Here is a 13,001-nt window from a genome sequence, read left to right as displayed (position 1 = left end):
GGTCGAAGTGGCCAGCCGGTTGTCGGCCGGGTATGTATCGTAACACGATATATCTGTTCAAGCGGCTTTCGCTCGAAATTTCGTTTGAGCTTTCACCGGAAAACGAAGACATCTCCGACATGACGCAGCCCAAGACACCACGCCCCGCCATCAGGCAGTCGGACTACCAGCGGCTGTCCGAGTTCCGCTACCTCATCCGCCGCTTCCTCGAATTCAGCCAGGTGCAGGCCGAGGACGCCGGCCTGACACCGCGCCAGCACCAGGCGCTGCTGGCGATCAAGGGATATCCCGGCGGCGGGCCGGTGACGGTCGGCGACCTGGCGGAACGCTTGCGCATCCGCCACCACAGCGCCGTCGAACTGGTCAACCGCCTCGGCGAGGCAGGACTGGTCGCACGCGACCAGGACAAGGATGACCACCGCCGCGTGCTGCTGCGGCTGACCGAACGCGCCGACGATTGCCTGGCCGAACTGTCGGCCGCGCATCTCGACGAGCTCTCGCGCATCGAACCCATGCTGCGGCGCCTGCTCAGCCAGGACTGACGTCCAGCATCCGTGCGGGCCGATACCGAACTATTTTTTTCACCGAACTATTTTTTCCGGAATCCGAATCCTCTGGGCTGGCCGCGGCGTCTTGGACACGCGACAGCCAAGGGAGCCGATGCGATGAAACGCCATTTGATACGCTACAAGACGAAGCCGGACCGGGCCGACGAGAACGAGCGCCTGGTCAAGGCAGTGTTCGAGGAACTGCGCGGCAAATCGCCGGAAGGCGTTCGCTACATGACCTGGCGCTCCGGCAATGGCACTTTCGTCCATCTCGTCGAGACCGAAACCGACGGGCATGCCGACCTCATCACAGGACTTGCCGCCTTCCAGGTTTTTCAGAGTGGCATCAGGGATCGCTGCATCGACCCTCCGCATCGTGACGTGATGACAGTGGTGGGCCATTATCGGATGCTGGACGAATAGCCTGAATAGAACCATGTCGAGAACGGCCGGTGCATGAACAATCCAGGCGAGATCCCAGAGCCTTTCGACCACTTGTTCGGCGAATTGCGCCCCAAACTGCATCGCTACTGCGCCCGGATGACAGGCTCGGTCGTCGATGGCGAGGACGTCGTGCAGGAGGCGCTGGCCAAGGCGTTCGAGGCCTTGGCCGGCACCGCCTCGGTCGCCAATCCCGAAGGCTGGCTGTTTCGCATCGCGCACAATGCGGCGCTCGACTTTTTGCGCCGCCGCGCCCGTGAGAAGACTTTCTCCGAGGAGGAGCCGGACATGATCGCCGACCCAGCAAATTCCATCGCCGACCGGCAGGCCGCGGCAGCCGGATTGCACAGTTTCATGCGCCTTCCCGTCGCGCAGCGAAGCAGCGTCATCATGATGGATGTGCTGGGCTATTCGCTGCGGGAAATCAGCACCATGCTCGACACCAGCATCCCCGCGATCAAGGCAGCGCTGCATCGTGGCCGTGGCCGGCTGCGTGAGCTCGCCGACGAACAGGACGATCGTCCTGTTCCCAGGCTGAGTGCGTCGGAGCGCCTGTTGCTCGACGCCTATGTCGATCGCTTCAACGCCCGCGACTTCGACGCCGTGCGAGACATGCTGGCCGACGAAGTGCGGCTGGAACTGGTGGCCAGGGCAAGGCTCAACGGCCGCAAGGAGGTGGCCACCTATTTCGGCAATTATTCCCGGGTGCGGGACTGGCATTTCCAGTCCGGTTTCGTCGAGGACCGTCCGGCAATCCTCGTGCGCGATCCCAACGACCCGACGGCAGCGCCGGCATACTTCATCCTGCTGGGTTGGCAGGGCGGCAAGCTTGCCGCCATCCGCGATTTCCGCCACGCCAGATACGTCGCCGACGGCGCCGAAACGTTCGTTCTTGAGACGATTGCCCGGCGGGTGACCAACCGGAAAGCCTAGCCCTGCTGCCTACTGCAGTGACTTCAACAGATTGTCGACCGTGAATGGATTGGCTTTCGGCTTGGCTGGAGGCGGATTGTCGTTGGCGGGCACCTGCTCGGCCTTAGGTGCCTGTTGCGCCGCCTTGCGCTCGGCTTCGAGCCTGGCTTTTTCCTGGGAGGCAATGCGCATCGCCTCCTCCGCCTTCTGGCGCTCCTGCTCGGCCTGCGCCTTGGCCGCCTCGTCCGCTGCCTGCTGTTCCGCCGCCGCCTTGGCCTCGGCATCCGCCTTGGCTTTTGCTTCCGCGTCGGCCTTCGCCTTGGCATCCGCTTCGGCCTTGGCCTGAGCGTCGGCCTCCGCTTTCGCCTTGGCGTCGGCCTCGGCTTTCAGGCGCGCCGCTTCCTCTTGTTGGCGCAGCTCCTCGGCGGCCTTGTCGCGGGCATCCTGAAGGGCCGCGTAATAGCGCACTTCGCGTCGCAGCCGCTGTTTCTCCAGCAGCGCGGCCTGCATCGCCTCGACGCGCTGCTGTTCTTTTTCCAGCGCACGCTGGGTCAGGAATTGCGCCAGCGGCTCGCTGTCGAACTGCCGTTTCACGGCGCCGAACCGCCCCTCGGCGGTGAAATTCACGGCCGGCTCGGAGCCGACCAGCGCTTCGTCGCCAGGCCGATAGGTGATCGCGCCCTTGGTGGAAACCGTGCTGGCGTTGAGGTCCGCCGTGATGTCGGCCGACAAGGTCGCCGCCGGGTTTTCAAGACTGATCGGCGGCGCCCTGAGCGTGCCGCCGGCAATCGTGAAGGCGACCTCGGCATTCCCGGCGGCGAAGCTGCCGTCGGCGGCGATGTCAGGCGCGAAGCCAGCCGTCTTGGCGGCGTCGATATCGCGTCCGATCGCATCCGCCTTGGCCAGGAATGCGCCGAACGCGTCAGGATTGACGCCGGCGATCCGCAAGCCCTTCAGCGTCGCCGTGCCGGATCCCGATAGAGCGGCAATCATCGCGTCGACGGATTTGCCGCTGGTCGACAGCGTCGTCGAGAAATCGCCGCTGCCGCCGATGCCCGCATCCGGCAAGACATCAGCCAGATCGGCACCCGCCAATTTCATCTGACCGGTGAAAAGCCCCGTGCCGTCATTGTTCTTCAGCTCGAACAGGCCGGAGAGCGCCCCGCCGAGGAATTTGGCCTTGAGATCGGTGACCCGAATGCCTTCCGGGTCGAGCTTGAGCGAGAGGGCCGCGTCATAGGCGGTGGCGAGCGGGCCGACGGTCAGCGAAGCCGTGGTCAGGTCGAGATCGGCCGTGAACGGCAGGCTGGACTTCTGGCTGAACGGCGCCGACGGCCACGCGCCGGATTTGTCATTCTTGTCGGCCCTATCATTCTTGTCGGCCCTGTCATTCTTGTCGGCCCTGTCATTCTTGTCGGCCCTGTTATTCTTGTCGGCATTGTCACTCTTGTCGGACCCGTTCTTGTCCACGAGAAAAGCGGAATCGCCAAACAGCGCCACCGCCATCGGATCGAGGTCGAGTTCGTCGAGCGCCAGCGCCCCAGCCAGATGCGGCACGCCGTCCTTGCCGTCGACCCCCTGCTTGACATCGAGGTTGATGTCGCCGGACACAGCCGCCTCGTTGATGGCGCCGCTGAGCCCGGAGAGCACCAGCAGGCCATTGCCGTAATCGGCCTGCGCGGCCAGCGATGTCGACATGCCGGCGCCCATGCCGGGCAGGCCGATGCCGGTCGTCATCAGCCACGGCTCGATGTCGGAGGCGTCGAGGTTGATCTTGCCCTTGGCCGTCGGGCCTTGCGGCGTGTCGGCGACCACCCCCTCGAAGCCGGCCTTGAAGTCATTGCCGGCAAGGCTGAAGCTCGTCGCCAGGCCGCCGGAAAGCGTACCCTTGGCCTGGATGTCGGTGCTTGCTTCACCCAGCATGCCGAGCGGCAGCGCCGGCAGGCCGTAGAGCGCGAGCAAGGCGGTTGCGTCCGGGTTCCTCGCGTTGAAAGTCAGTGTCACTGGCGCGTCGGCAAGCCTGTCCACCGCGCCCTTTCCCGACAGCGACGCCGAAAAGGACGAGCCGCCGGCCTTGCCTTGCCCGCTCACCGCCAGGCCCGTGGTGCCGTCGCCATTGTCGGCGGCACTGGCCACGAGGTCGACGCGCGCGTCCTGGAACAAGTCGGGATAGGCCGCGGCGCGGTCTGCGAGCCCCTTCAGCACGGCATTGTCCGGATAGTGCCGTGCTGCGACATCGATCAGCGGTTTGAGGTCGACTGCCACCACCGAGGCGTCGAGCTTGCCGGTCGGGCTCGCAGGAAAATCCTTGATGCGGCCGGTGGCGCTGATCGAAGAACCGGCCAGTCCGCCGACAGACAGCCGGTCGATTTCGAGCAGCCCGTCGCGCAGCCTGAGCGCGGTATCGACCGTGTCGGCGGTCAAGCCGCCGGCGCTGACAGGGCCGGCCTTGATCTGGAAATCGAGGTCGCTGTCGGCAAAACGGTTGGCACCCTTGTCACTGACGAAGATCGAGGCGAAGGCCGCCAGCCCATCGACATCGAGATCGCCGCCCTCGAGCCGCATCAGCACCGATGGCTTTGCGTCTTCGGGCTGGCTGGAATCGATGCGGCCGGAAAACTTCGCCTTGCCGAGGATCAGTTCGAGATCGCTGAAGGATTGATGATTTTCCGACAGATCGACCTTGGCCTTGAAACCGGCGGCAGGCAGACGGCGGATCGCCTCGTCGACATCCTTCGACAGCCAGGCGGCAAAACCCGAAGGCTGCGCCACGGCCAGCAGCAACGAGCCGGTAAAGCCGAAATGGCCCTGCACGTTGAGCATGACCTTGCCATCGGCTTCCAGCTTGGTGCGGCCGGGCAAGGTCGCGGCCAGCGACTTCACCGACCACCCGTCACCGACCGGCTCGGCCGAAAGATGAACATCGCGCACCGTCGTGTCGCCGGCCACCACCGCCGGCAACTTGACCTCGACCGTGCCGGGAATGGTCGGCTTCGGCAGATCGAGCAGCGCCTGCTCCAGCCCGGCGATGCGCTGATCCAGCGTCAGGCCCGTACCCGCCTGGGCACCCACCGCCTCGTCGAACTGAACCTGCGCGCCATTCGCCTCGATGGCGAAACTCGGTTTCTGGCCGAGATCGACCGAGGCCTTGCCATCCGCCGTGTAGGGATTGTCGAGCGGACCGGTCTCGAAACGGAATTCGTCGACGCCAAGCTTCTGGTGGTCGAGCGAGAACTTGCCGTTCAGCCGGAAGCCCGGATCGGACTTGCCGGTGCTGACCTTCACCGTCTCGCCGTCCGTGCCGCGCAACTCGGCTGAATTCTTGCCCGCGCTATCCTTGTCCGCGCCCGAAATCTTGAACTGGCCGGAATAGACGGCGGCACCGTTGACGATGCCGGCATTGCCGTCGGTCTCGATGACCAGCGGATAGGCGTCGGGATCCGCCCTCACCCGTAACCGCATCTGCCCGGAGGGTTCGGCCTTGCCGGTCGATGCCGCGACCGTGGTCCGCAACCCGTCCAGCCGCAACGTGCCGTCCATGCGCCATGGTCCGGCCAGCGACTTGGCCGAAATGGTCGAGTTGATTTCCGAAAAGATATGGCTGCGGCCGCCGGCGGCATGGCGCAGTTCGATCTGCCCCTCCGTCACCGTCAGTTTCTCGATCGAGACCTGGCCGGGGTCGAAGGGCGAGGACGGGCGCATGGCCCAATCGACGGCTCCGTCGGCGGCGATGTCGATGGTCGCCTTTGGACGCACCAGCCGCATGTCGAAGATCAGCACCTCGCCGCGCAGGAAGGGTGCCAGTTCCGCGTCCATCGAAAACGTCTCGACGGTCATGGCCGGCTGGCCGTCGGGGCCACCGGCGACGGCGACGTTGGAAAAGGTCACCGAGGGAAACGGCAGCAGTCTTGCCGTGGCGTCGCCCTGCACGGTTACCTTGCGGCCGAGGATGGCGCTTGCCTCGCGCTCGAACTCGGCGCGGTAGCCGGTCCAGTCGATAAAATGCGGCACCACCAGCGCCGCAAGCAGCACCAGCACGAACAGGCCACCGAAGATCACGAACAGGCGTGCGAGCATCAGCTCCGAACAGGTTGATTGCAATTCCGCCGCACTCTACCCGCATCCGCGTGTCGATAAAGAGGCAATTCATCCCGTGTTGCGTCATGTCGGACGATCTGAAACAAATCCGGGAAAAGCGGAGATTCTCGGATGTCAGGCAAGAACTGGGATCGCGTGCCGATCGATGCGCAGAGTGTCGATGCCCCGCTATCGCAGTCGGCGATTTTCCTTGTCGGCACCGTCGCCGGCGATCAGCCGGCTTTGGCCAGGGTTTGTTCCGTGCTCGGCGAACTCGACGATCTGGTCAAGACTGTCGGATTCCGCGATCTCGGCGGGCGCCTGTCCTGCATCGCCGGCATCGGCCGCGATCTCTGGGACCGGCTCAGCCCCGGCCGGCGGCCGCTGGAACTGAAGCCGTTCGCGCCGATCAAGGGCGCGGTCCATTCGGCGCCAACGACACCGGGCGACCTGCTCTTTCACATCCGCGCCGAGCGGCCCGACATGTGCTTCGAATTCGAGCGTATCCTGCTCGACAGGCTTGGTCCCGGCGTCAGCGTCGTCGACGAAGTGATCGGCTTTCGCTATTTCGACGCCCGCGACCTGCTCGGCTTCGTCGACGGCACCGCCAACCCGGCCGGCCTCGATTTGCCCGCCTCGGCGCTGGTCGGTGACGAGGATGCCGATTTCGCCGGCGGCAGCTATGTCGTGGTCCAGAAATATCTGCACGACATGCAAGCCTGGGCGCGCATTCCCACGCCCGAGCAGGAGGCGATCATTGGGCGCACCAAGATCGACAACATCGAAATCGACGATGACGACGCGCTGCGCAAATCGCACAAGTCGCTTGCCACCGTGGTCGATGCCGACGGCAACGAACACGACATATTGCGCGACAACATGCCGTTCGGCAGGCCCGGGCAGAACGAATTCGGCACCTACTTCATCGGCTACAGCAGACGTCTTTGGGTCACCGAGAAAATGCTGCAGCGCATGTATGTCGGCGACCCGCCAGGCGCCTACGACCGGCTGCTCGATGTCTCCACGCCGCACACCGGCACGACCTTCTTCGCCCCGACCCGCCCCATGCTGCAGACGCTTGTGCAGGACGCCCGGGAGCAGCTTCCCACTGCAGGATAGAGCGGCGGTTGGCGGGCCTAACCGCTCCCTTAGCGTGCGTCGCGTTTCGCCTGCGCCACCTTGGCCGCCTTGCGCTGGCGGCCGAGTTCGGCCGGCCGAACAAGACTTGGAACCTTCTGGTTGGCCACGGCCCGCATGCCCTTGTGGGCGGTGCGCGAATTGTGCGTGGGACCCTCCGGAGCTTTCTGCTTCAAGGTCAGCGCCTTGCGCGCACTGTCGACCAGCGAAGTGCGGGCCGCCAGTTGGCGCCGCCGTTCGGCCTCGCCGTTCAGCCGCCGCATCGCCATGGCCAGCACCGCGAGCTTAATTTGTGAACCGCCGTCGGCCTTCGAGGGTGCCGTACCTTTCGCCGCGCCCTTGCCGCGTATTTCGCGCCGCCGGCGATGTGCTTCGGTCTGCGCCTTGTCACGCCGTTCCCGCAACAGCTTGACCAGACCGGAAAGGTCGGAGTCGGAAAGTTCCTGCACCGCCGGATGGTGCGATTTCTCCACCAATTCCTTTTCATCGGCGTTCAGCGCGCGTGCTTCTTCCTTGCGTGAAATGGCCATAGAAATTCTCCTCAGCCGGCACGCCTGTCTTTCCAGGTTTGCCAATTGAGGAGCCTCGACCCGAATGGCGGCGCGGTCAAGACGCGCTGTTCGCGATGCCCTTAGCCTGCGTCAGGCAGGATCTTGCCCGGATTCATGATGTTTTGCGGATCGAGCGCCTGCTTGATCGTGCGCATGATGTCGACGCCATGGCCGAGTTCGTGGCGCAGGAACCCGATCTTGCCTTGCCCGATGCCGTGCTCGCCGGTGCAGGTACCCTCCATGGCGATCGCCCGCATGTTGAGCCGTGCCACGAATTTTTCCGACAGCGCGATTTCCTTGGGATCGTTGACATCCATCAGCACCAGCACGTGGAAATTGCCGTCTCCGGCATGGCCGACGATGGGCGCGATAAGTCCCATCTCGGCAATGTCGGCCTCGGTTTCCATGACGCATTCGGCAAAGCGCGAGATCGGTACGCAGACATCGGTCGACAGGCCCTTGGCGCCCGGGCGCAAGGTCAGCGACGCCCAGTAGGCGTCGTGCCTGGCCTTCCACAATTTGGTGCGTTCCTCGGCAACGCTGGTCCACAGGAACGGCCCGCCGCCATTGTCTTCCGCGATCGCCCCGAAGGTCTCGGCCTGTTCGGCAACGCCGGCGTCGCTGCCATGAAACTCGACGAACAGGCACGGGCTCTCGGGATAATCGAGCTTGGAATAGGTCTTCATCGCCCGCATCTGCAGGGCGTTGACCAGTTCGATACGCGCCACCGGAATGCCCATCTGGATCGTCGCGATGACGGCGTTGCAGGCAGCTTCGACGCTCGGGAACGGGCAGACGCCGCCCGAGATCGCCTGCGGAATGCCTTGCAGCTTCAAGGTCAGCGCGGTGATGATGCCGAGCGTGCCCTCGGAGCCGACCAGCAGCCGGGTCAAATCATAACCCGCCGAGCTCTTTTTCGCCCGCTTGCCGGTCGTCACCGTCTCGCCGTCGGCCATGACGGCGGTCAGCGACAGCACGTTCTCGCGCATCGTGCCGTAGCGCACCGCATTGGTGCCGGACGCCCGCGTCGCCGCCATGCCGCCGAGCGAGGCATTCGCGCCCGGATCGATCGGAAAGAACAGGCCGGTGTCGCGCAGGTGCCGGTTCAAATCCTCGCGCGTGACGCCGGGCTCCACCGTGCAGTCGAGATCCTGCGGATTGACCGAAAGAATGCGGTTCATCCGCGACGTATCGACCGAAATGCCTCCACCCGGAGCATTGGTGTGGCCTTCGAGCGACGAGCCGACGCCGAACGCGATCACCGGCACACGGTGTGCGGCACAGGCACGCACGATTTCCTGCACCTCGGCCGTCGTCTCCGGGAATGCGACGCCGTCGGGCGCCTGCGTCGGAATATAGGTGGTCGTATGCGCGTGCTGCGAGCGGATGGCCTGTCCGGTCTGGAAGCGCTCGCCCAGCCGCTGCTTGAGGATGCCAAGCACCGCCGCGATGCCTTCCTCGTTGCGTTTGACCGGATTGAGGTCGCTCAGAGCCATGAATTCCTCCGCGAATGGACCAGCGTCCACGCTTGTTATGCGAGTATGGATGCCTAAAGCAATTTCAGGAAAAGTGTGAAGCGGTTTTCCATCCGAAATTGCGTCAGAATGTAAAGACACTCACCGGCCACGCCCTGTCCAGCACCAGAACAAGGAAGTTTCGATGTCCATTCCCGCCCCCTTCGTCTCCAGGCCCATGGACATCGAAAAGGACTGGATCGACTATAACGGCCATCTCAACATGGCCTATTACAACGTGCTGTTCGACCGCTGCTCGGACGAGGCCTTCGAGGCGATGGGCATGGGGCTGGACTATGTGAAAGAGCGGCGGCTCACCATCTACACCGCCGAAGTCCATGTCTGCTACGTCAGCGAACTGCATCTCGACCACAAGGTCACGGTCTCCTTCCAGCTCATCGACCATGACGAGAAGCGGCTGCGGGCCTATCAGGAAATCCGCCATGTCGACGGCTGGCTCGCCGCCACGTCCGAGACCCTGTCGCTGCATGTCGACATGTCGGGGCCGAAGGTGGCGCCCTTTCCGGCCGATGTACTGGCCAGGATCGAAGCCATGCGCGCCGCCCACTCCGTGCTCCCGATGCCCGAGCGCGCCGGCCGTTCGATCGGCATCAAGCGCAAATAGGGCGAAGCCCAGGCGACCGGGTCTGGCCTCAAAGCCACACCCGCGATCCAAAATCGCCGGGTTCCTCAAATCGGCTGGCACGCGTGCTTGAAGCCACCTCGCACCCGCATTAACCTTACCGAGGATTTAACGGGAACAAGCCATCTGAGCCGTTGAACGACTCAGCGGAGCGGTCGAAAACGTCCGCACAGGGTTGTTTTAGCGGGCGGCGCGGCGAAGCCGGTTCGAGGAACGTGCATGAAAACCGACATCAAGGTCGAGGTGGACAGGCTGGCGGCCGATCCGCGCATATCGGACTACGATTTCTGGCGTTCGCTCAAGAATGTCGACAACGAGATCTTTCACATCGCCAACAACAACGAACCGATCCCGTTCGACATGATCCGCTGGCGCAGCATCCTGAAGCGCGCCCGCCTGAAGCGCGGCCACGCTTGAGATCGTGGTAGGCTAGCGCCTTTGTTTGCCGGTTCAACGTCCACGCCTCGACTGAGCATGCGGAGTTCTATTGAATCCTGAGCACTTTGAGCCGCCGTTTATTACAGAGGAAATGGCCTCTCTCGCTGTTACCTGCAGCAACTGCAGTATCCGCGCGAGACCCGACTTTTGGAAAAGGCATGAGGAACCATTTGAATGGATTCCCAGCATCCACCCCAGTGCAAACGGCGGCGCCTGGCGCCAAGTAGGTGTAGGCGTCTCTTGCGTATGTGGAGCGATCAATAACCTTCCATTGAAAGTCACAGATCTTCAGAACAACCTTTATCTCTTTGGAGACGAGGCATTCAGGGGAGACGAGGCTAGCAGGTTGTTTGTCGGTGTGTACTCTTTGATAGGCTCAACGAGCGGCCCCGTTAGAGATATCGAGAACCAGCTAAAACAGGTAAAACGAGATATAGCCCCCACAAAAGAGCCAGATTCTTGGACAATCCACGTCGCTCAAATGGTGAGTGGCCAACAGAGGTTGAAGCACCCACAATACCGGGATTTCAGTCGGGACGCAGTTGAAATACTATTCGTCAAATGCGCCGATTTAATTTCTCAGCTTGGCCACTGGGGCTGGAACCGATGCATCACAACGATTTATCAAATCGGGAATCACCCAAAGCATGAGCGGAAAAAGATTCGCCGCTTCCTAAATCGGGGACTTTTCTTGGGTTTAGCGGGGGAAGCGATTCACAGCGCCACAGCGCAAAGTCTTTATCCGCATTTGACATTCGACGCACAGTCATCTTCAGCACCCGCACGCGGCGAAGAAGGTTGGGCAAACGCGGCGTTTTACGGCTCACGTCATTATCTTGGGCATCTCTTCATAACCCATAGCAATGATGTGCCTCCTCCAAAATTTGTTCAGCCTGGAAGCCAACCTTTGTTGGAACTAGCCGACGTTCATGCCTTCCATGTCGCTAGAACAATATGGCAACGAGCACATGGGCAAGAGCCTGATCGTGGAATTCGGCAGTTCGGCGAATTCAGATATCTGAGTTTTCGAGGCGACCGAATGCTGACACATATTGGAACTGATCTACCAACTTCATTCACTCGCTAAAAGTTCAAAGGTGCTGTAGTGACTACCGCCAGGTCGCGACTAACGCTTGATCGCCGCCAGCGGCGAGCGCGCGATCACCGGCGACGACTGGATGATCGCCGTGTTGGTCATCGCATAGGGGATGATGCGGTCGATCACCCGTTCGAGTTCGGCGACCGAGCCGACATGCGCCAGCGCGATGAAACAGTCCTCTCCGGTCACCCGGTCGCATTGTGCGATCTCCGGCAACTCACGGATGATCTCGGCCACGACTGACAATTGCCCAGGCACCGGCCGGATGCGCAGCCACGCCGACAGTTTCAGGCCAAGCGCCGCCGGGTTGATCCTGACGCAATAGGCCTCAATCACGCCGTTCTCCTGCAGCCGCTTGATGCGCTCCGCCACGCTCGGCGCAGACAGGCCGACGGAACGGGCCAGCTCCGCGGTGCTGATGCGCGCGTCCTCTTCCAGCAGGCGCAGGATCTTCATGTCGGCCGCGTCGATGTCGGCATTTTCGTTTCGAAGGCGTTTCATGGAAAACTCCTTGCCTCCGGGAAAGGAATGATTGGTCAAGCTGGTCATCATCCATATGAATAGGGAGGATCGGCTACGATACTGATCCCATGGATGACCAGAGGCAAGCCCCGCATACCAGCCCTGCCGCTGCCACCCCGGCCTTTGCCGGCCCCGCGCTCGCCGGGCTCGCGACAAGATTGCCGCCTCATATCTGGTTCGCTGTCAGCGCTGTCTTTCATTATCTCGGCCCGGCCTTCGCCGTGCTGCTTTTTGCGCAAGTCGGCGTGCTCGGCATGGCCTGGCTGCGCGTAGCCACCGCGGCGCTGGTCTTCGCGCCATTGACCCGCGCATGGCGAACCTTCGCCAGCGCCGATCCTCCGACGCGGCTCCTGCTCGTTGCCTTCGGTGCTTGCCTGGCGGTGATGAACTGTTCGTTCTACCTGGCGCTCGACCGCCTGCCGATCTCGCTGGTTGCGGCGATCGAATTCGCCGGCACCATCGGAGTCGCGCTCGCCGGCCTCAGAAGCGCCCGCAATCTGGCCGCTCTTGCCGTCGCTGTCACCGGCACCTTGCTGCTGATCGATGTCAAATGGGGAAGCGACCCGGCCGGGCTGGCCTGGGCGTTCCTCAACGGCGCGCTCTTTGTCGGCTACATCGTGCTTGGCCACCGTGTCGCCCGCGCGGGCGCCGGCGACGGCATCGCCGGCCTGGGTGCGGCCATGGCGGTCGCTTTCGTCGCCGTGCTGCCCGTTGGCTTCGCCGACGCCCTGCCCGCCTTTTTGTCGCCGCCGCTGCTCGTCGCCGCCATCGGCGTCGGCATCTGCTCGTCGGTCATTCCATACGTATGCGACCAGCTCGCCATGGCGCGGTTGCCGCGTGCGAGTTTCGCGCTGATGCTGTCGCTGCTGCCGGTCACCGCAACGCTGATCGGCGTCGTCGTGCTGCGCCAGGTACCCGGTCCGTCCGATTGCCTCGGCATCGCGCTGGTCGTGGCCGGCGTCGCGCTTCACAGGCCGGCCTTGGCTGGCTAGCCGGGAAACCCCTTCCTCGCGGTCGGTTGCGGAAAGCCTCCATCGGTTCCCGCCTGCGACGAACTGCGACAGGCCAGCCGAGATTGAAACCAAATTCTACTTTGAGCCGTTGTCTCCCGCGAAAAAT

At 63.2% G+C, this 13,001-nt stretch carries 12 protein-coding genes; 7 read left to right on the top strand and 5 right to left on the bottom strand.

The features are described 5' to 3' along the window. The first annotated feature begins 119 nt into the window (after window positions 1-119). The 3 genes from LB554_RS06020 to LB554_RS06010 all read left to right on the top strand — a co-directional run bounded on the left by LB554_RS06020 (window position 120) and on the right by LB554_RS06010 (window position 1,922). On the top strand, window positions 120-542 hold the full coding sequence (locus LB554_RS06020; protein WP_224583549.1) for a MarR family winged helix-turn-helix transcriptional regulator: 423 nt from the start codon (window positions 120-122) through the stop codon (window positions 540-542). A 123-nt stretch (window positions 543-665) separates the two neighbouring features. Beyond that, the gene (locus LB554_RS06015) at window positions 666-971 is read left to right on the top strand and encodes a hypothetical protein (RefSeq protein ID WP_224583547.1); all 306 of its coding nucleotides are present in this window, start codon (window positions 666-668) and stop codon (window positions 969-971) included. 33 nt (window positions 972-1,004) lie between these two features. Continuing rightward, window positions 1,005-1,922: a sigma-70 family RNA polymerase sigma factor gene (locus LB554_RS06010; protein WP_224583546.1), complete on the top strand. Its 918-nt coding sequence runs from the start codon at window positions 1,005-1,007 to the stop codon at window positions 1,920-1,922. Between the two features lie 9 nt (window positions 1,923-1,931). On the opposite strand, the gene LB554_RS06005 is transcribed toward LB554_RS06010, so the two are convergent. After that, window positions 1,932-5,978: an AsmA family protein gene (locus tag LB554_RS06005; RefSeq protein ID WP_224583544.1), complete on the bottom strand. Its 4,047-nt coding sequence runs from the start codon at window positions 5,976-5,978 to the stop codon at window positions 1,932-1,934. A gap of 132 nt (window positions 5,979-6,110) precedes the next feature. Between LB554_RS06005 and LB554_RS06000 the strand changes: the two genes are divergently transcribed. Continuing rightward, window positions 6,111-7,097: a Dyp-type peroxidase gene (locus LB554_RS06000; RefSeq protein WP_224583543.1), complete on the top strand. Its 987-nt coding sequence runs from the start codon at window positions 6,111-6,113 to the stop codon at window positions 7,095-7,097. A gap of 29 nt (window positions 7,098-7,126) precedes the next feature. On the opposite strand, the gene LB554_RS05995 is transcribed toward LB554_RS06000, so the two are convergent. After that, window positions 7,127-7,645, bottom strand: a complete 519-nt coding sequence (locus LB554_RS05995; RefSeq protein ID WP_224583541.1) for a hypothetical protein — start codon at window positions 7,643-7,645, stop codon at window positions 7,127-7,129. Window positions 7,646-7,746: 101 nt separating this feature from the next. After that, on the bottom strand, window positions 7,747-9,162 hold the full coding sequence (locus LB554_RS05990; RefSeq protein ID WP_224583539.1) for an FAD-binding oxidoreductase: 1,416 nt from the start codon (window positions 9,160-9,162) through the stop codon (window positions 7,747-7,749). 163 nt (window positions 9,163-9,325) lie between these two features. Here LB554_RS05990 and LB554_RS05985 point away from each other — a divergent pair, with 163 nt between their 5' ends. Together LB554_RS05985 and LB554_RS05980 are read left to right on the top strand one after the other, a co-directional pair. After that, entirely contained in the window at window positions 9,326-9,805 is a 480-nt protein-coding gene (locus LB554_RS05985) for a thioesterase family protein (RefSeq protein WP_224583537.1), read from the top strand. 237 nt (window positions 9,806-10,042) lie between these two features. Next, complete coding sequence (locus LB554_RS05980) at window positions 10,043-10,240, top strand: hypothetical protein (protein ID WP_015317249.1); 198 nt, start codon at window positions 10,043-10,045, stop codon at window positions 10,238-10,240. A gap of 632 nt (window positions 10,241-10,872) precedes the next feature. On the opposite strand, the gene LB554_RS05975 is transcribed toward LB554_RS05980, so the two are convergent. Together LB554_RS05975 and LB554_RS05970 are read right to left on the bottom strand one after the other, a co-directional pair. Continuing rightward, window positions 10,873-11,088: a hypothetical protein gene (locus LB554_RS05975; RefSeq protein ID WP_224583534.1), complete on the bottom strand. Its 216-nt coding sequence runs from the start codon at window positions 11,086-11,088 to the stop codon at window positions 10,873-10,875. Between the two features lie 299 nt (window positions 11,089-11,387). Continuing rightward, window positions 11,388-11,861: an Lrp/AsnC family transcriptional regulator gene (locus tag LB554_RS05970; RefSeq protein ID WP_224583532.1), complete on the bottom strand. Its 474-nt coding sequence runs from the start codon at window positions 11,859-11,861 to the stop codon at window positions 11,388-11,390. Between the two features lie 89 nt (window positions 11,862-11,950). Here LB554_RS05970 and LB554_RS05965 point away from each other — a divergent pair, with 89 nt between their 5' ends. Further along, window positions 11,951-12,874, top strand: a complete 924-nt coding sequence (locus LB554_RS05965; protein ID WP_224583530.1) for an EamA family transporter — start codon at window positions 11,951-11,953, stop codon at window positions 12,872-12,874. Window positions 12,875-13,001: the final 127 nt, after the last annotated feature.

This window comes from Mesorhizobium sp. CO1-1-11, assembly GCF_020164995.1.
GTDB lineage: Bacteria > Pseudomonadota > Alphaproteobacteria > Rhizobiales > Rhizobiaceae > Mesorhizobium > Mesorhizobium australicum.
Note: the sequence above shows the minus strand (reverse complement) of the source record. Positions and strands in the feature narration are given on the sequence as shown.

What these genes read in the sequence shown, in the direction of transcription:
- LB554_RS06020 (WP_224583549.1), top strand. Translation starts at nt 120, where the DNA reads ATGACGCAGCCCAAGACACCACGCCCCGCCATCAGGCAGTCGGACTAC.
- LB554_RS05985 (WP_224583537.1), top strand. Translation starts at nt 9,326, where the DNA reads ATGTCCATTCCCGCCCCCTTCGTCTCCAGGCCCATGGACATCGAAAAG.
- LB554_RS05965 (WP_224583530.1), top strand. Translation starts at nt 11,951, where the DNA reads ATGGATGACCAGAGGCAAGCCCCGCATACCAGCCCTGCCGCTGCCACC.
- LB554_RS06015 (WP_224583547.1), top strand. Translation starts at nt 666, where the DNA reads ATGAAACGCCATTTGATACGCTACAAGACGAAGCCGGACCGGGCCGAC.
- LB554_RS05980 (WP_015317249.1), top strand. Translation starts at nt 10,043, where the DNA reads ATGAAAACCGACATCAAGGTCGAGGTGGACAGGCTGGCGGCCGATCCG.
- LB554_RS05990 (WP_224583539.1), bottom strand. Translation starts at nt 9,162, where the DNA reads ATGGCTCTGAGCGACCTCAATCCGGTCAAACGCAACGAGGAAGGCATC.
- LB554_RS06000 (WP_224583543.1), top strand. Translation starts at nt 6,111, where the DNA reads ATGTCAGGCAAGAACTGGGATCGCGTGCCGATCGATGCGCAGAGTGTC.
- LB554_RS05970 (WP_224583532.1), bottom strand. Translation starts at nt 11,861, where the DNA reads ATGAAACGCCTTCGAAACGAAAATGCCGACATCGACGCGGCCGACATG.
- LB554_RS05995 (WP_224583541.1), bottom strand. Translation starts at nt 7,645, where the DNA reads ATGGCCATTTCACGCAAGGAAGAAGCACGCGCGCTGAACGCCGATGAA.
- LB554_RS06010 (WP_224583546.1), top strand. Translation starts at nt 1,005, where the DNA reads ATGAACAATCCAGGCGAGATCCCAGAGCCTTTCGACCACTTGTTCGGC.
- LB554_RS06005 (WP_224583544.1), bottom strand. Translation starts at nt 5,978, where the DNA reads ATGCTCGCACGCCTGTTCGTGATCTTCGGTGGCCTGTTCGTGCTGGTG.